We start from the raw sequence: 16,344 nt of genomic DNA, 5'->3' as shown, positions 1-16,344 counted from the left end.
ATACTGGGGGCATGACGGCTCCAGGCACCGTGCTGGTGGTGGAGGACGAACCGAGCATCGCGGACGTCCTCACCATCGCCCTGCGCTACCACCACTTCGAGGTGATGACCGCGGGCACCGTCCGCGAGGCCCTCGCCCTCGCCGAGCGGACCCGGCCCGACATCGCGCTGCTAGACGTCATGCTCCCGGACGGCGACGGCCGCGCCCTGGGCCGCGAACTGCGCGCCCGCCGCCCCGACCTGGCACTCGTCTTCCTGACCGCGCGGGACGCGCCCGCAGAGATCGTCGGCGCCCTCGGCTTCGGCGACGACTACATCACCAAGCCGTTCAACATCGACGAGGTCGTCGCCCGGATCACGGCCGTCCTGCGGCGCACCCGCCCCGACGACGTCCTCCCGCAGCGCCCGCCCCTGCGCTACGGCGATCTGGAGCTGGACGAGACGACGTACTCGGTGCACCGCGAGGGCCGCTCGGTCGAACTCACCCCCACCGAGTACGCGCTGCTGCGCTTCCTGGTGCGCAACAGCGGCCGGATCGTGCCAAAGGAGCAACTCCTGCGCCATGTCTGGCAGTACGAGCACACGCCGCCGGAGTCGACCGTCGTCGAGACCTACATCAGCTATCTGCGGCGCAAGCTGGACGCGCTCGGAGCGCCCGTGATCACCACGCGGCGGGGCGTCGGATACGGGCTGGCATGAGGCGACCCCATCCGCATCCATATCCGCATCCCGGCGCCCACTGGCTGCGACCCTTCCGTTGCAAGCGCGGGATCCACTCGCTGCGGGTGAAGCTCACGCTGGCGAACGTCGTGCTGCTCGCCCTCGGCATCGTCGTGGCGACCGCCGTGAGCGTGATGGGCATGCGGGTCTATCTGCTCGACAGCGTCGACACGGAGCTGATGAGCACCCGCGACTCGATCGGCGATTCCCGGCTCACGCTGGACCAGATCGACTCGCTGAGCGTCCTGATCGCCATGAAGGACAGGTTCGCGGGCGGCGCCTCCGACTCTGACTCCTCCGGCTCCTCCGCCACGGACGCCGACGATCTGGTGTCCAACGGCATCTTCACGGTCGTGGACAAGCAGGGACACCCCGCCTCCGTCGCCGGTTTCGCGCCGACCGCCAACCAGCGGGCGCTCGCCGACGCGGTGGACGACCCGGCCGCCCTCGCCCGCGACGCCGAACCGCACGACATCAGGGTGAAGGGCGACCCCTACCGGGTCACGGCCACCCGGCTCGCCGACGGTACGACCGTGCTGCTCGCCACCTCGACCAGCACCCTGCACGGGGTCCTCAGCAAGGCGCTCAGGCTCGATCTCGCCGTCGGCACCATGCTGTTGATGCTGCTCGCGGTGCTCACGATGTTCAGCGTCGGCCGCCGGATGCAGCCGCTGGAGGACATGGTGGAGACCTCGTCGGCGATCGCCGAGGGGGACCTCACCCGGCGCGTCCCGTCCAGCCGCGAGGCCTCCCTTGAGGTGGAGCAGCTGCGGCTCGCCCTCAACTCGATGCTCCACCAGGTCGAGTCGGCCTACCGCACGCGCGAGCGCACCGCGGCCCAGCTGCGCCGCTTCGTCGCCGACGCCTCCCACGAGCTGCGCACCCCGCTGTCCGCGATACGCGGCTACCTCCAGCTGTACGACAAGGGGATGCTGACCGAACCGGCCGAGCGCACGCGCGCGTGGGAGCGAGTCATGTCGGAGGCCGACCGGATGGGCCGGCTGGTCGAGGAGCTGCTGTGCCTCGCCCGCCTCGACCAGGAGCCCCAACTGCGCTTCCGGAACGTCGACTTGAGCTGCCTGGTGCGGGACGCGGCCGAGGATCTTCGGGTGCAGCAGCCGCAGCGGCCCGTCACGGTCGGCGCCGACGGCGCGCTCCTTGTCCACGCCGACGAGTCGGGGCTGCGGCAGATACTCGGGAACCTGGTGGGCAACGTGCGCACACACACGCCCGCCGACGTGCCGGTGCGGCTCGGGGTGGAGCGGGAGGACGGGGTCGTACGGCTGTGTGTCGAGGACAAGGGTCCCGGGCTCGGGGAGGATGACGCGGCGCGCATCTTCGACCGGTTCTTCCGGGCCGGCGGCGGCGCGGGCAGCGGGCTCGGCATGGCGATCGTGCAGGGGGTCGTCCTGGCGCACGGCGGTGAGGTGGCGGTACGGACGGCGCCGGGCGAGGGGCTGGCGGTGACGGTCACGCTGCCGGCGCGGGCGCCGATACCGTCGTAGAACCAGTAGAAGTAGTAGAACCAGTAGAGCCACTTGCCGCTGTCACAGCGGTCGGGAGTCGGCCGGTACCAGGGCCCAGACCGTCTTTCCGTGGCGGCCGCGGCTCCAGACGCCCCAGGCCGCGGCGATGTTCTCCACCAGGTGCAGGCCTCGGCCGGCTTCCTCCCAGTCGCCCACCACCCTCAGGCGGGGCTCCAGTTGGCCCTCGTCGGAGACCTCTATGAGACAGGAGCCGTCGGCCAGGGCGGTGACCGCGACCTCGAACTCGCGCTCCAGGAGCGGGCCGTGGCGTACGACGTTGGTGGCCAGTTCGGAGACCAGGAGCACGACGTCCTCGATGGCCGGATCGCCGGGGCCGTGGCCCCAGTCGGTCAGGTGGTCGCGTACCCGGCGCCGGGCGAGACCGACGGAAGCCGGATGCCGGGGCAGCCGGAAGGAGTTGCGTCTCAGCACGTTTGCTCCTCACCCCGCGCACACCTCCGTCACATGGTGCTGCGTCGGGATGCTTCCCGGCGTCACTTGGGCGAATGTTCCGCCCACGAGATCGCGTCAGATCCCGTCGGATTCCGTCAGATCCCGTCACAGCCAGTCGAGGCGCCAGAGCCTGAAGACCCCGGTGCCGTCCGAAAGATACTGGCTGCCGCCGATGTCCTCGCTGCTCACGACGTACTCCTTGCGCTGCCACAGCGGGATGACGGGCACATCGCGTGCCACGTTCGACTGGAGTTCACGGAAGTAGTCCGAAGCCTGGGTGCGGTCGTCGAAGCCCTGACTGACCTGAATCAGCCGGTCGACCTCCTTGCTGCTGTATCCGGTGCTCATCGAGCCGCCGGTGCCGACGAGGGGGCCGCCGTAGGTGTCCGCGTCGGGGAAGTCGGCGACCCAGCCGACCGCGTAGGCGTCGAGTTTTCCGGTGGCCCAGAGCTTCTGGAACGAGGTCCACTCGTAGCCCTCGACCTTCACCTTGAACAGGCCGCCGGCCTCCAACTGCCGCTTGAGTTCGGCGGCTTCCTGGTCGGCGACGCCGCTGCCCTCGCCGTAACCGTAGGTGAAGGTGACCGGGAGGCTCACGCCGGCCTCTTCGAGCAGGGCGCGGGCCTTCTTGACGCTGGGGTTCGGGTAGGCGTCGAAGAAGGATGTGGTGTGGCCGAGGATGCCGGTCGGGATCAGCGAGTACAGGGGGTCGACGGTGCCCTCGTACACGTCCGCGGCGAGCGAGCCGCGGTCGATCAGCCAGGCCATCGCCCGGCGTACGCGGGGGTCGTGCAGGGCCGAGGACGCGCGGACGTTGAGGTACAGGTTGCGGGTCTCGGAGCTGTCGACCTCCGAGACGCGCTGGCCGGGGTCGCTCGGCGAGAGGTCGGCGAGGACGTCGGGGGGCAGTTGGCGGGTGGCGACGTCGAACTGCTTCGCGTTCCAGGCCTTGTTGAGGGTGTCCGCGTCCTTGTAATAGAGGAGTTCGATGGGCCGGCCGGTGCCGTCGACAGCGCCCTGGTAGTTTCCGTTGGGGGCGAGGACGGCCTTCTTGTTCCGCTTGTACGACGTCAGTTCGTACAGTCCGGTGCCGTCGGCGCCGGCGTCGGTGCGGAGGCTGTTCCTCGCGTACTTGGTGTGGTCGACGATCGAGCCGGCGCCGGTGGCCACCTTGAACGGGAAGGTGGCGTCGGCCGACTTGAGGTGGAAGGTGACGACGAGATCGCTCGCGTCGACCGAGGCGAGCGTGGACAGCAATGGGGCGGGGCCGACCGGGGAGTTGATCTTCAGGACCCGGTCGAAGGAGTACTTCACGTCCTCGGCGGTCATCTCGCGGCCGCTCGGGAAGGTGAGGCCCTCGCGCAGCTCACAGCGGTAGGTGCGCAGGGCGCTGTCCGTGAAGGTGCAGCTCTTCGCCGCGTCCGGCACGGGTGAGGCGGCGCCCGGTTCGAAGGTCAGCAGTGACTGGAAGACGTTGCTGAACAGGGCCCAGGAGCCGGCGTCATAGGCGCCGGCCGGGTCGAGCGACGTCACGTTGTCCGACGTGCCGACCCTGATGGTCTTGTTCTTGTCACCCCCCGACGGCATTAACTGCCAGCCGCCCACACCGATCGCCGCCAACACCAGCAGCGTCGCAAGAATCCGCATGCGAACCGATCGCATCGGTGCCCTCCCCAGGCCCCAGCGCATATGCCACCCCCCTGGTGGCGGGCTCACCTAACCACAGCGGTTTCACCTGGGGGAAGAGTTATCTGTTGAGATGGGAAAGAACTTACCGAGGGTCTGTTACCGGCGAGTTTCACAGCAAGCGCACAGGTGCCTCACCTGGCGTTCTCCACGGGCATCTGATGGCCTCCGGCCGAACAGGCCTACACCGGGCCGGAGTTGACGGGCGAGGCCCCCTCACGCCTGCCGCGAGGCCAGTTGGATCAGCGTGATGTCCGATGGGGCGCCCACCCTGGTCGGCGGGCCCCAGGCGCCCGCGCCGCGGCTGACGTAGAGCTGGGTGTCGCCGTAGCGGTCCAGGCCGGACAGGGTTGGGTTGGCCGCTGAGGCGACGAAGTTGCCGGGCCAGAGTTGGCCGCCGTGGGTGTGGCCGGAGAGTTGGAGGTCTACGCCGTGGGTGACGGCATCGTCGATCTGGACGGGCTGGTGGGCCAGGAGGACGCACGCGCGTGTCGTGTCCCGGTCGCCGAGGGCCTTGGTGAAGTCGGGGCCCTGGCCCTCGCTCTCGCCCGCGATGTCGTTGACACCGGCGAGGTCGAACCACGCCAGCTCCTTGCGCTCGTTCTCCAGCGGGAGGATGCCAAGGCGCCGTACCTCCTCGACCCACTGCTCGGCACCGGAGAAGTACTCGTGGTTGCCGGTGACGAAGAACGAGCCGTGGCGGGCCTTGAGTTGGGACAGGGGTGCCGCCGCCGGTCCCAGGTCCTTCACGCTGCCGTCGACCAGGTCGCCTACGACCGCGATCAGATCCGGTTGCGTCGAGTTGATCGTGTCTACGACCTTCTGGGCGAAACCCCGGCCGAGGACCGGGCCCAGGTGGATGTCGCTGACCACCGCGATCCGGTAACCGTGCGCCGCGCGCGGCAGCTTGGTCAGCGGAACCGTCACCCGCTTCACGCGCGGGCCGCGCAGCACGCCGTACGTGCCGTAGCCGACGGTCCCGACAGCGGCCGCCGCCGCGGCACCGCCGACGACACGGGAGACGAACAGGCGGCGGGAAGGGGCCGCGATCAGGCGAGGTGGCGCCTCGGATTCCGGTGCGTGCGGCTGTGCCGCCCCCGCCGGTACCGGCTCCGGCTCCCGCTCCGGTACGGCCGCCTCCACCCGCGCCCGCCGCTCCAGGAACCTCCGCAGCAGTGGTCGTACGACCTCCCCCACCGCGACCGCGAGGAACAGGTACATCAACAGCGCTATCCACAGGAAGCCCGGCCAGGCCAGGGTCTGCTGGAGCCAGAAGGGCGCGCCACCGCGCTCGGCGATCAGGGCCGTGACCATCAGGACGGGTGCGGCGACGAACAGCACGGTGCCGGCCCGGCGGGCAACGCCCGGGCCGCGGGTCGTGTCGCGGACCAGGCGGCGCCAGAGGTACCAGTGCCCGAGGCCGAGCACGGCCACCACGGCAAGCAGCAGGAGAATGACCACTGTTTGTCTTTTCCGTCCCTCGCTATGACGTGCGGCGCAGTGCGCGCACCGAGCGCAACCCGATGCCGCCGACGACCGTCCCCAATACGAAGGAGACGACGGCGAGCGTCAGATGCACCCAGAAGTACGCTGTCGGGTCGCCCGCGTCGTCGAAGGCGAGCCCGCTGCCGTCTTTGACCAGGTTCTTTACGAAAGTGACCCAAATGACCCAGCTCCACACCCCGAAGGCGAGCAGGAACCAGGAGACGGGGCGGCTGAGCTTCATGAGTTCAGTATCGCCGCCGTACGTCCGGCTCCGTGGCCGGGGTGGGGTGGGCGGCGGGACTTCACGGCCCGCTACATGTACGTTCTCGACCGTGTCCGCACCCACAAAGACCGGCAGGCGATCCTTGCTGGTCACTTCCGCCTCGTTGTTGTCCCTCGCGCTGACCGCCGGTCCCGTCCTCGCGGCCCCGAGCCCGAGTTCCTCGGCCAGTCCCTCGACCAGTCCGTCGGCCACTCCCCCGGCGAACATGTCGAGCGTCGGGGGCACCCGCCTCGGCCAGGCCGGTGCGCAGGTCGACCTCGGCACCGGCGCCCCGGTGCTGCCCAAGGATCTGAGCGCCCGCTCGTGGATCGTCGCGGACGCCGAGTCGGGTGAGGTGCTCGCCGCGAACAACGCGCACTGGCGGCTGCCCCCGGCGAGCACCCTGAAGATGCTGTTCGCCGACACGGTGCTGCCGAGGTTCCCGGCGTCGACGAAGCACAAGGTCGTGCCCTCGGACCTGGCGGGCATCGGCTCCGGCTCCAGCATGGTCGGGATAAAGGAAGGCGAGACGTACACGGTCCACGACCTGTGGCTCGGCGTCTTCCTGCGCTCCGGCAACGACGCGGTCCACGTGCTGTCCGCGATGAACGACGGCGTGGCCAACACCGTCAAGGAGATGAACGAGCACGCCGAGGAGCTCCAGGCCCTCGACACGAACGTGGTCAGCCCCGACGGCTACGACTCTCCCCGGCAGGTCTCGTCGGCGTACGACCTCACCCTCATCGCCCGCTCCGGGCTGCAGAAGAAGGACTTCCGCGAGTACTGCTCGACGGTTTCGGCCAAGTTCCCGGGCGAGACGACGAAGAAGAAGGGCAAGACGACCCGCGGGTCCTTCGAGATCCAGAACACCAACCGGCTGCTCAGCGGCGACACGGACATCTCCGTGTACCAGGGCATCGCGGGCGTCAAGAACGGCAACACCACCAACGCGGGCGCCACCTTCACCGGCGTCGCCGAGCGCGACGGCAGGGTGCTCCTTGTCACCGTCATGAACCCGTCGAAGGACGATCACAACGAGGTCTACAAAGAGACCGCGGCTCTTTTCGACTGGGGCTTCAAGGCGGCCGGCAAGGTGACACCGGTGGGCGAGCTGGTCGCGCCGAAGGGCACCGCCCAGGCGAGCGCGAGCGCACAGCCCGGCGCCAACGCCTCCGGCGAGGCGGACGGCACGCAGGACGCCAGCCCGTCGACGAAGCCGGTGGCGAACGCCTCCGCCGAGGACGGCTCCAGCGGCGTCGGGATCGCGCTCGCGATCACGGGCGGTCTGCTGGTGCTGCTCGCGGCGGGCGCCTTCCTGGTCAACCGCCGGTGGCCGCTGCCTGACCTGGTACGTCGCCGTCGCTGACGTCGGGCTCGTCCGGCTGCTCCGACTCCTCGGCTTCCTCCGTCTTCTCCGCGCTGCCCGTCGCCGTCCATGAGGCGCAGAACAGCACCAGTTTCGACGTGAAGTTGATCCAGAGCAGCAGGGCGACGGGGACGCCGAACGCGCCGTACATGCTCTTCGCGGCCACGTCCTGCATATAGCTGCTGAGCAGCAGCTTCAGCAGTTCGAAGCCGATCGCGCCCATCAGGGCGGCGACCAGGAGGCGGCGGCGCGGCGGCTCGACGCCGGGCAGCAGGGTGAGGACGTAGAGGAGCAGCAGGAAGTCGGCCGCTACGGCGACGGCGAACGCGGCGACGCGCAGCAGGAATCCGCCCCAGCCGCCCTTGTCGATGCCGAGTTCGTCGGTGATCCAGCCGATCATCGCGGTGGCGACGGTGGAGACGGCGATCGTGGCCAGCACGGCGCCGCCGAGGCCGACGAGGACGCCCGTGTCCTTCGCCTTGACCAGGATCGGGTTCTCCTCGCTGTCCGGCAGCTCCCACACCGCGCGCAGACAGTCGCGCATCGCGCCGACCCAGCCGATGCCGGTGAACAGGAGCACGGCGCCCGCGATGACGCCGACGGTGCCGGCGTTCGCGACCAGGCCGTCGATGTTCAGCTGGTCGGCGATGCCGGGCACCTGCTCGGCGATCTTGTCCTCCAGCTCGTTCTGCCGTGACTCGCTGAGCGTGGCGGCGGCGATCGCGGCGGCCACGGTGAGCAGCGGGAAGAGCGCGACAAAGCTGATGAACGTCATGGCGGCGGCCAGCCGCGTCCACTTCACGCGGTCAAGGCGCTCGTACGACCGCCACGCGTGCGTGGTCATCAGGCGGCTCACCAACGGCCCGATGACGGGGAGCTTCTTCAGCCAGTCCATGATCCGACTCTGCCCTCGTTGCGGAACACCAATGTGCGAGTACCCCAAAAGCGCAGGACAGTGGCGAGCGCCATGCCGATTCCGGCGCCGGAGACGGTGTCCGCGCGCTGCGAGGTGAGGCCGAGGGCGTAGTGGCTGACGGCCAGGCAGAGGAGTTGTACGAGGGCGCCCGCGACGTTCACCGCGAAGAACACGGCGTAGGGGCGCAGGCCGCGGGGTCTGGCGTCCCGGTAGGTGCCGAGCGCGTTGCCCGCGTAGGCGACCGAGCAGCCCGCCAGGAAGGAGAGCGTCTTGGCGGTGAGCGGGTCGAGGCCGACGGGGCCGCGCAGCCAGGTGAACAGGGCGAGGTCGGCGGCGTAGGCGGCGAGGCCGGCGGCGGCGAAACCGAGCAGCTCACGCGCGCGTGGTGCACGCGCGCGTGGCGCCCGCCCCGCCGCCTGGCTCACCAATTGGCCACCGCCAGGCCGTACATCGCCACCCACGCCAGGCCGATGAGGGCGAGCGCGCGGTCGCGCAGGACGACGTCCTCGGGCTCGCCCGCGGTGCCGCGGTCGGCGAAGACGGCGTATCTGAGGATCGCGAGGATGAAGGCGACCATGGACAGCTGGCGCCAGGGCAGCACGCCGGCCTGCGGGACACCGCCCGCCTCCAGGGCCCACAGGCAGTAGCCGAGGACGGCGACCCCGGCGGCCAGCTGCCAGACGAAGCGCAGGTAGCCCGTGGTGTACTCGGTGAGCAACGCGCGCGTGGCGCCCGCCTTTCCGGCCATCTGGACGGCTTCGGAGTAGCGCTTGGCCGACACCATGAACAGCGCGCCGAACCCGGTGGTGATCAGGAACCAGCGCGAGAGCGGGATGCCGAGCGCGAGTCCGCCGATCACCGCCCGCATCAGGAAGCCGGTCGTGACGACGACGAGGTCGACGACCAGGACGTGCTTGAGGCTGACGCAGTAGGCCAGTTGCATGCCGATGTAGGCGGTCAGCAGGGCCGCGACGGCGGGCGTGGTGAGCCAGGCCGCGGCGGCCGGAGCGAGGACGGCGAGGGTGCCGCCGACGGCGTAGGCGAGCGGTACGGGGACCTGGCCGGCGGCGACCGGGCGGCGCCGCTTGGTGGGGTGCGCGCGGTCGGCCTCGGCGTCGCGGGCGTCGTTGACCAGGTAGACGGCGGCGGCGCAGGCGGTGAACAGGGCGAAGACGAGGGCGAGTTGGGTGGCGGCGTGGGCCGAGAAGAGCCGGCCGGCGGCGGCCGGGGCGGCGACGACCAGGACGTTCTTGACCCACTGCTTGGGGCGCGCGGTGCGCAGCAGGCCGCCCAGGAGGCCGCCTTTGCGGGTGGGTGCGGGTTCGTGGGCGTGGGTGCGCTGTTCCAGGAGAATCGTTTCAGGCATGCGCCCGGCCTCCCGTCATCCAGCGGGCGCCGAGCCGCGCGGTGAGTGCGCCGAGCGCGGCGCCCGCCGCCACGTCGGAGGGGTAGTGCACGCCGACGACCATGCGGGAGAGGCACATGGCGACGGCGAGTGTCGGGATCAGGGGGGCGCCCAGGGCGCCGTACGCGACGGCCGCGGCGGCCGCGGAGGTGGCGTGCGAGCTGGGGAAGGAGTGCCGGCCGGCGGTGCGCACGAGGGGCGCGACGTGCACGGGGCGTGCACGGCGCACGACGCGCTTCACGCCCATGCTGGCGACGTGCGCGCCCGCCGTGAGCGCCGTTCCGCGCAACCACGCGCCGCGTCGCGCGCCGTCCGCGGCGGCTCCGGCGAGGCCCGCCGCGATCCACAGGGCGCCGTGTTCGCCCGCCCGGGACAGGGTGCGCGCGGCGGCGGCCACGCGCGGGTCGGCGCCGTATGCGTGGATTGCCGAAAGGATTCGGTGGTCCATGGTCCGGGGTTCCATGGTGTCGAGGTCGAGCTTGTTTTCGAGGTCGTCGAATTCGTCCACGTGGACCCACTGTTCACGCCGACACCGCCCCGACTCCGGCAATATTGAGCGACATCCCATTAATCACCCATTTCGGTGAGTGTGCTGATGTTTTAGAACCAATCGTTGATATAGGGGCGATACGGTCACCGATATGCCTGCCGACACCGTTTCCGTCACGGGATGGGGCCGCACCGCTCCCACCGCCGCCCGTCTGATTCGCCCACGGACGTACGAGGAGGCCGCGGCCGCCGTCCGGGACTGCGGGGCCCGCGGGGGCATCCCGCGGGGCCTGGGACGGGCGTACGGCGACGCGGCGCAGAACGCCGGCGGGGCCGTGTTCGACATGACGGGCCTGGACCGGATCCACGCGATCGACGCCGACGGCGGCACCGTGCTGTGCGACGCCGGCGTCTCGCTGCACCGCCTGATGGAAGTCCTCCTGCCGCTGGGCTGGTTCGTCCCCGTCACACCCGGCACCCGCTATGTGACGGTCGGCGGCGCGATCGGCGCGGACATCCACGGCAAGAACCACCACGTCTCGGGCTCCTTCGCCCGCCACGTCCTCTCCCTCGAACTCCTCACCGCCGACGGCGAGATCCGCACCGCCGCCCACGGCACGCCCCTGTTCGACGCGACCGCCGGCGGCATGGGCCTGACCGGCGTGATCCTGACCGCGACGATCCGCCTCCAGCCCGTGGAGACGTCGCTGATGTCGGTCGACTCCGAGCGCGCGACCGACCTCGACGACCTGATGGCCCGCCTCACCGCCACCGACCACCGCTACCGCTACTCGGTCGCCTGGATCGACCTGCTGGCACGCGGCACGGCGACCGGACGCGCGGTCCTCACACGCGGCGACCACGCGCCCCTGGACGCGCTCCCCGAAGGCACACGCGCGCGTAGCGCCCCGCTGGCCTTCCGCACCACCCGGCTCCCGGCCGCCCCGACCTTCCTCCCGGAGGGCCTGCTCGGCCGTACGACAGTGGGCCTCTTCAATGAGCTCTGGTACCGCAAGGCCCCACGCGCGCGTACCGGCGAACTCCAGCGGATCTCCACCTTCTTCCACCCCCTGGACGGCGTCCCCCACTGGAACCGCGTCTACGGCCGCAGCGGCTTCGTGCAGTACCAGTTCGCCGTCGGATACGGCCAGGAGGACGCCCTGCGCCGGATCGTGCGGCGCATCTCCGAGCAGCGGTGCCCGTCCTTCCTGGCCGTCCTCAAGCGCTTCGGGGAAGCCGACCCCGGCTGGCTGTCCTTCCCCGTGCCCGGCTGGACGCTGGCCCTGGACATCCCGGCGAGCCTGCCAGGACTCGGCGTCTTCCTCGACGAACTGGACGAAGAGGTGGCCGCCGCGGGCGGACGCGTCTACCTCGCCAAGGACTCCCGCCTGCGCCCCGAACTCCTCGCCGCCATGTACCCGCGCCTCGACGACTTCCGCGCACTGCGCGCGGAGCTGGATCCGCGCGGGCTCTTCGTGTCGGACCTGTCCCGCCGTCTCGCCCTCTAGGAGCTCCTGTCGTGAAGGACGCCTTCGGCATCCCCCAGTCCCTGCTCGTCCTCGGCGGTACGTCCGAGATCGCCCTGGCCACCGCCCGCCGCCTGATCGCCCGCCGCACCCGCACGGTGTGGCTGGCGGGGCGCCCCTCACCCGCGCTGGAGCAGTCCGCGGCCGATCTACGCGCCCTGGGCGCCGACGTCCGCACCGTCGCCTTCGACGCGCTCGACCCCGACTCCCACGAGACGACGCTCGGCAAGGTCTTCGCCGAGGGCGATGTCGACATGGTGCTGCTCGCCTTCGGCGTCCTCGGCGACCAGGCGCACGACGAGCGCGAACCGGCCGCCGCGGTGCGGGTCGCCCAGACCAACTACACGGGCGCGGTCTCGGCCGGCCTGGTCAGCGCACGCGCGCTGCAGACCCAGGGCCACGGCTCCCTGGTCGTCCTCTCCTCGGTCGCCGGCGAGCGCGCCCGCCGCTCCAACTTCATCTACGGCTCCAGCAAGGCCGGCCTGGACGCCTTCGCCCAGGGCCTGGGCGACGCCCTGCACGGCACGGGCGTCCACGTCATGGTCGTACGCCCCGGCTTCGTCCACTCGAAGATGACGGCCGGCCTCCCGGAGGCACCACTCGCGACCACCCCGGAGGCGGTAGCGACGGCGATCGAACTGGGACTGCGGCGCCGCTCGGAGACGGTGTGGGTGCCAGGGGCACTAAGGCTGGTGATGTCGGCGCTGCGGCATGTGCCGCGGGGGGTATTCAGGCGACTGCCGATCTAGACGGTGCTGGTGAACTCCGGCGAGGCACAGCGCCCCTTGCTTTTTGGGGGTGCGGGGAACTGCGTGACAAGCCCCCACCGGCCCGCGCCGAACGAACAACCTGACGCCTGCCGGTGCGGAGCTAAGACGTGGGGATCGAGCCCCGGTCGACATGCGTCGCCTGCGTCGGCACCACCGGTGACCCGAAGGCGAACTCACGCAGTTTGCGCCACACCCCGTCGGCGCCCTGCTCGTAGAGCGCGAAGCCGGCGCAGGGCCACTGGGCCGTGTAGTCGGCGAGTTCCGCGAAGGCGCGGTCCATCAGGTCGTCGTCGATGCCGTGCGCCACCGTGACATGCGGGTGGTACGGAAACTGCAGCTCACGTGCCACGGGGCCGGACGCGTCGCGGACCTGCTTCTGCAGCCAGGTGCAGGCCTCGGCGCCCTCGACGACCCGGACGTACACGACCGGCGACAGCGGGCGGAAGGTGCCGGTGCCGGACAGCCGCATCAGGAAGGGGCGGCCCGTCCCGGCGACCTCCGTGAGGTGTGCCTCGATGGCCGGCAGGGCGCTGTCGTCGACCTCCGTCGGCGGCAGCAGGGTGACATGGGTGGGGATGCCGTGAGCCGCGGCGTCGCCGAAGCCCGCGCGCCGCTCCTGGAGCAGGCTGCCGTGAGGCTCCGGGACCGCGATCGACACGCCGATCGTTACGGTCCCCACGTCGTCTCCTGTCGTCCCTGCCATCCCTGGCGGAGTCATCCCTGTCGGATTCGTTCCCAGCCGTCCGGCTATCGACTGTACGGCCACGGCTGTGCTGTGGGCAGGCGCAGGCGTAGTGATGTGCAGCGCTCTGCCCGGTGGTACGTGTGTGTGCGAGGTGCGTGCCGGTGTCCGGCGGCGTCAGTGCTTGGCGGGCAGGAAGCCCACCCTGTCGTACGTCTGCGAGAGCGTCTCCGCGGCGACCGAGCGGGCCTTCTCCGCGCCCTTGGCCAGGATCGAGTCGAGCGTCTCCGGGTCGTCCAGGTACTGCTGGGTGCGCTCCCTGAACGGCGTCACGAACTCGACCATGACCTCGGCGAGGTCCGTCTTGAGCGCACCGTAGCCCTTCCCCTCGTACCTCTGCTCCAGTTCCGGGACACCGGTGCCGGTGAGGGTCGAGTAGATGGTGAGCAGGTTGCTGACGCCCGGCTTCTCCACGGCGTCGTAGCGGATGACTGTGTCCGTGTCGGTGACCGCGCTCTTGACCTTCTTGGCGGTGGTCTTCGGGTCGTCCAGGAGGTTGATCAGGCCCTTCGGCGTGGACGCCGACTTGCTCATCTTGATCGACGGGTCCTGGAGGTCGTAGATCTTCGCCGTCTCCTTGAGGATGTACGGCTTCGGGATCGTGAAGGTCTGCCCGAACCGGCCGTTGAAACGCTCGGCGAGGTCGCGGGTGAGCTCGATGTGCTGGCGCTGGTCCTCGCCGACCGGCACCTCGTTGGCCTGGTACAGCAGGATGTCGGCGACCTGGAGGATCGGGTACGTGAACAGCCCGACGCTCGCCCGGTCGGCACCCTGCTTGGCGGACTTGTCCTTGAACTGGGTCATGCGGGAGGCCTCGCCGAAGCCGGTGAGGCAGTTCATGACCCAGGCGAGCTGGGCGTGCTCGGGGACGTGGCTCTGGACGAAGAGCGTGCAGCGCTCCGGGTCGAGGCCGGCCGCGAGGAGCTGTGCGGTGGCCAGGCGGGTGTTCGCGCGCAGCTCCGCCGGGTCCTGCGGCACCGTGATCGCGTGCAGGTCGACGACCATGTAGAACGCGTCGTGGGACTCCTGCAGGGCCACCCACTGGCGGACGGCGCCGAGGTAGTTGCCGAGGTGGAACGAGCCTGCGGTGGGCTGGATTCCGGAGAGCACGCGGGGTCGGTCAGAGGCCATGGCCCCATTCTCTCAGGTGTTGGGGCCCGATCCGGAACGGGTCGCGGACTCTTCGGAAACAGGTGGGAACCGATCTGCCTCCGGCGGTGTAACAAGAGTGTGAGGACGCGGGAGGGGGGCCGCATCGTCGATGAGGCCGCGGTGATCGCACGCGTACGCGCCGGAGAGCCGGAGGCGTACGCGGAGCTGGTGCGGGCCCATACGGGCATCGCACTGCGTGCGGCGGCGGCGCTCGGGGCGGGTGCGGACGCGGAGGACGTGGTGCAGCAGGCCTTCGTGAAGGCGTACTGCGCGCTGGGCAGATTTCGGGACGGCTCGGCCTTCAAGCCGTGGCTGCTCTCGATCGTCGCCAATGAGACGAGGAACACAGTGCGGACGGCTGCCCGTCAGCGCACGCTCGCCGGTCGTGAGGCGGCCTTCGTTGAGGCGGAGCCGCTGATACCGGAATCGGCGGACCCGGCGGTCGCCACGCTGGAGACGGAGCGCCGCGCGGCGCTGCTGGCCGCCCTGGAGCAGCTGAGCGAGGAGCACCGCCTGGTCGTCACCTACCGCTATCTCCTGGAGATGGACGAGCCCGAGACCGCCCAGGCCCTGGGCTGGCCCCGCGGCACGGTGAAGTCCCGGCTCAACCGCGCCCTGCGCAGGCTGGGCCGACTGCTGCCGGATTTCCGGCCTCGGGAAGGGCGGGATGGAGAAGGGGGTGATGAGCGTGGGTGACGGACGGGATGTGAGTGGCGGACAGGAGTCCTACGACGGTGAGGGCGGCGAGCGGCGTCGGCGCTCGGAGGCCTCCTGGCTGCCCGAGGAGCTGCGGGCGCTCGGGCGCTCACTGGACGGGCCGGGGGCGGACGGGGCCTCGGGCTCCGAGTCGATGGTCGAGCGGGTGCTGGAGCAGATACTCGCCGAGCGGCTGCCGGTGCCGGTGGCCGAGCCGCGAAGGGCCGGTGCGCGGCTGGGAGCAGTGGGCCAGTGGACTCGGGTGCGGTGGCGCTCACTGACCGCTGTGCTGTGCGGCCTGGTGACGGTCCTCGTGCTCACGCCTCCGGTGCGGGCGGCGGTGGTCGACTGGTTCGGCTTCGGCGGGGTCGAGGTGCGGTACGACCCGACGGCGACGCCCTCGCCGGGGGCGGGGGTGCCCGGCTGTGGGCGGGCGGTCTCGCTCGCGCAGGCGGAGCGGCAGGCCGGGTTCGCGCCTGTGGTGCCGGACGCGCTGGGCACGCCGGACGCGGTGACGGTGACTGGGGAGCCGCGAGGGCGATATCTGGTGAGCCTGTGCTGGCGCGAGCAGGGGAAGACGATACGGCTCGACGAGTATCCGGCAGGCCTGGACGTCAGCTTCGCCAAGAGCGTGCGCGAACAGCCGGAGTGGATCCCGCTGGGCGGGGACTCCTCGGGCATCGGCTCGCCGAACGACATCGCGCTGTGGTTTCCACGGCCTCACCTGCTGAGTTTCTGGCTGGTGGACCGGGACGGGTCTCATTACACGCGCGAGCAGCGGACCGCCGGGCCGACCCTGCTGTGGATGCATGACCCGGGCAGCGGGGACGTGACGCTCCGCCTCGAAGGTGTGGCGTCGAAGGAGCGGGCGGTGGGGATCGCGAAGTCCCTTGATGGGGAGGCCTTCGGCTAAGCGGTTTCTGCTGGTTCTCGGCCGGCTGGGCCGCTGAGCCCGCTGGTGGGGGGTATCCCATCCCGGCGATTGGGCCCCTTGGCCAGGCGGCGAGGGGAAAGCCGCAGGTCGGCTGCCGCCGAGCTGGCCCGAACGCTCCAATCACCCCCTCCAACATGACCAGCGAGCCTGATGTGCCCTCGGTGAGGGGTCGGGGAATCCCCGAAATTGTGCGCGTGGGGTGGGAACCCCGCCGCGT

The 16,344-nt window shown here is 70.6% G+C and carries 17 protein-coding genes; 7 read left to right on the top strand and 10 right to left on the bottom strand.

Annotated features, from left to right (window positions below):
* Positions 1-11 precede the first annotated feature (11 nt).
* Both AC5DRG_RS32940 and AC5DRG_RS32935 read left to right on the top strand, forming a co-directional pair.
* Entirely contained in the window at positions 12-698 is a 687-nt protein-coding gene (locus tag AC5DRG_RS32940) for a response regulator transcription factor (protein WP_491803127.1), read from the top strand.
* Positions 695-2,224: a sensor histidine kinase gene (locus AC5DRG_RS32935; RefSeq protein WP_491803126.1), complete on the top strand. Its 1,530-nt coding sequence runs from the start codon at positions 695-697 to the stop codon at positions 2,222-2,224. The genes AC5DRG_RS32940 and AC5DRG_RS32935 overlap by 4 nt, the downstream gene beginning before the upstream one ends.
* Positions 2,225-2,266: 42 nt before the next feature.
* On the opposite strand, the gene AC5DRG_RS32930 is transcribed toward AC5DRG_RS32935, so the two are convergent.
* From AC5DRG_RS32930 to AC5DRG_RS32915, 4 genes are all read right to left on the bottom strand, one after another.
* Positions 2,267-2,677, bottom strand: a complete 411-nt coding sequence (locus tag AC5DRG_RS32930) for an ATP-binding protein (protein WP_491803125.1) — start codon at positions 2,675-2,677, stop codon at positions 2,267-2,269.
* Between the two features lie 126 nt (positions 2,678-2,803).
* Positions 2,804-4,360: an ABC transporter substrate-binding protein gene (locus AC5DRG_RS32925; protein ID WP_491803124.1), complete on the bottom strand. Its 1,557-nt coding sequence runs from the start codon at positions 4,358-4,360 to the stop codon at positions 2,804-2,806.
* 240 nt (positions 4,361-4,600) lie between these two features.
* Complete coding sequence (locus AC5DRG_RS32920) at positions 4,601-5,845, bottom strand: metallophosphoesterase (RefSeq protein WP_491803123.1); 1,245 nt, start codon at positions 5,843-5,845, stop codon at positions 4,601-4,603.
* A gap of 22 nt (positions 5,846-5,867) precedes the next feature.
* On the bottom strand, positions 5,868-6,110 hold the full coding sequence (locus AC5DRG_RS32915; RefSeq protein ID WP_491803122.1) for an SCO4848 family membrane protein: 243 nt from the start codon (positions 6,108-6,110) through the stop codon (positions 5,868-5,870).
* A 91-nt stretch (positions 6,111-6,201) separates the two neighbouring features.
* On the opposite strand from AC5DRG_RS32915, the gene AC5DRG_RS32910 reads away from it, so the two are divergent.
* Complete coding sequence (locus AC5DRG_RS32910) at positions 6,202-7,497, top strand: D-alanyl-D-alanine carboxypeptidase family protein (RefSeq protein WP_491803121.1); 1,296 nt, start codon at positions 6,202-6,204, stop codon at positions 7,495-7,497.
* Here AC5DRG_RS32910 and AC5DRG_RS32905 read toward each other — a convergent pair.
* From AC5DRG_RS32905 to AC5DRG_RS32890, 4 genes are read right to left on the bottom strand one after another with little or no spacing between them, the layout of a single operon-like run.
* Complete coding sequence (locus tag AC5DRG_RS32905) at positions 7,451-8,392, bottom strand: YihY/virulence factor BrkB family protein (RefSeq protein WP_491803120.1); 942 nt, start codon at positions 8,390-8,392, stop codon at positions 7,451-7,453. The genes AC5DRG_RS32910 and AC5DRG_RS32905 overlap by 47 nt on opposite strands.
* Complete coding sequence (locus tag AC5DRG_RS32900) at positions 8,380-8,838, bottom strand: GtrA family protein (RefSeq protein WP_491803119.1); 459 nt, start codon at positions 8,836-8,838, stop codon at positions 8,380-8,382. The genes AC5DRG_RS32905 and AC5DRG_RS32900 overlap by 13 nt, the downstream gene beginning before the upstream one ends.
* A complete protein-coding gene (locus AC5DRG_RS32895; protein WP_491803118.1) occupies positions 8,835-9,779 on the bottom strand; it encodes a decaprenyl-phosphate phosphoribosyltransferase in 945 nt (314 codons plus the stop codon). The genes AC5DRG_RS32900 and AC5DRG_RS32895 overlap by 4 nt, the downstream gene beginning before the upstream one ends.
* Positions 9,772-10,281: a phosphatase PAP2 family protein gene (locus AC5DRG_RS32890; RefSeq protein ID WP_491813225.1), complete on the bottom strand. Its 510-nt coding sequence runs from the start codon at positions 10,279-10,281 to the stop codon at positions 9,772-9,774. The genes AC5DRG_RS32895 and AC5DRG_RS32890 overlap by 8 nt, the downstream gene beginning before the upstream one ends.
* 178 nt (positions 10,282-10,459) lie before the next feature.
* On the opposite strand from AC5DRG_RS32890, the gene dprE1 reads away from it, so the two are divergent.
* Complete coding sequence (gene dprE1, locus AC5DRG_RS32885) at positions 10,460-11,815, top strand: decaprenylphosphoryl-beta-D-ribose oxidase (RefSeq protein ID WP_491803117.1); 1,356 nt, start codon at positions 10,460-10,462, stop codon at positions 11,813-11,815.
* A gap of 11 nt (positions 11,816-11,826) precedes the next feature.
* Positions 11,827-12,582 carry a decaprenylphospho-beta-D-erythro-pentofuranosid-2-ulose 2-reductase gene (dprE2, locus tag AC5DRG_RS32880; RefSeq protein WP_491803116.1) on the top strand — a complete coding sequence of 252 codons (756 nt, stop codon included), beginning with the start codon at positions 11,827-11,829 and terminating at the stop codon, positions 12,580-12,582.
* A gap of 121 nt (positions 12,583-12,703) precedes the next feature.
* On the opposite strand, the gene AC5DRG_RS32875 is transcribed toward dprE2, so the two are convergent.
* Positions 12,704-13,282 (bottom strand): 2'-5' RNA ligase family protein, encoded by a 579-nt coding sequence (locus AC5DRG_RS32875; RefSeq protein WP_491803115.1) that lies wholly within the window; start codon positions 13,280-13,282, stop codon positions 12,704-12,706.
* A gap of 180 nt (positions 13,283-13,462) precedes the next feature.
* Positions 13,463-14,476 (bottom strand): tryptophan--tRNA ligase, encoded by a 1,014-nt coding sequence (gene trpS / locus AC5DRG_RS32870; protein ID WP_491803114.1) that lies wholly within the window; start codon positions 14,474-14,476, stop codon positions 13,463-13,465.
* Between the two features lie 99 nt (positions 14,477-14,575).
* Between trpS and AC5DRG_RS32865 the strand changes: the two genes are divergently transcribed.
* Positions 14,576-15,193: an RNA polymerase sigma factor gene (locus AC5DRG_RS32865; RefSeq protein WP_491803112.1), complete on the top strand. Its 618-nt coding sequence runs from the start codon at positions 14,576-14,578 to the stop codon at positions 15,191-15,193.
* Positions 15,180-16,106, top strand: coding sequence for a hypothetical protein (locus AC5DRG_RS32860; RefSeq protein WP_491803111.1), 927 nt, complete (start codon positions 15,180-15,182; stop codon positions 16,104-16,106). The genes AC5DRG_RS32865 and AC5DRG_RS32860 overlap by 14 nt, the downstream gene beginning before the upstream one ends.
* Positions 16,107-16,344 lie beyond the last annotated feature (238 nt).

Source organism: Streptomyces sp. JLBG701, from assembly GCF_058544905.1.
Note: the sequence above shows the minus strand (reverse complement) of the source record. Positions and strands in the feature narration are given on the sequence as shown.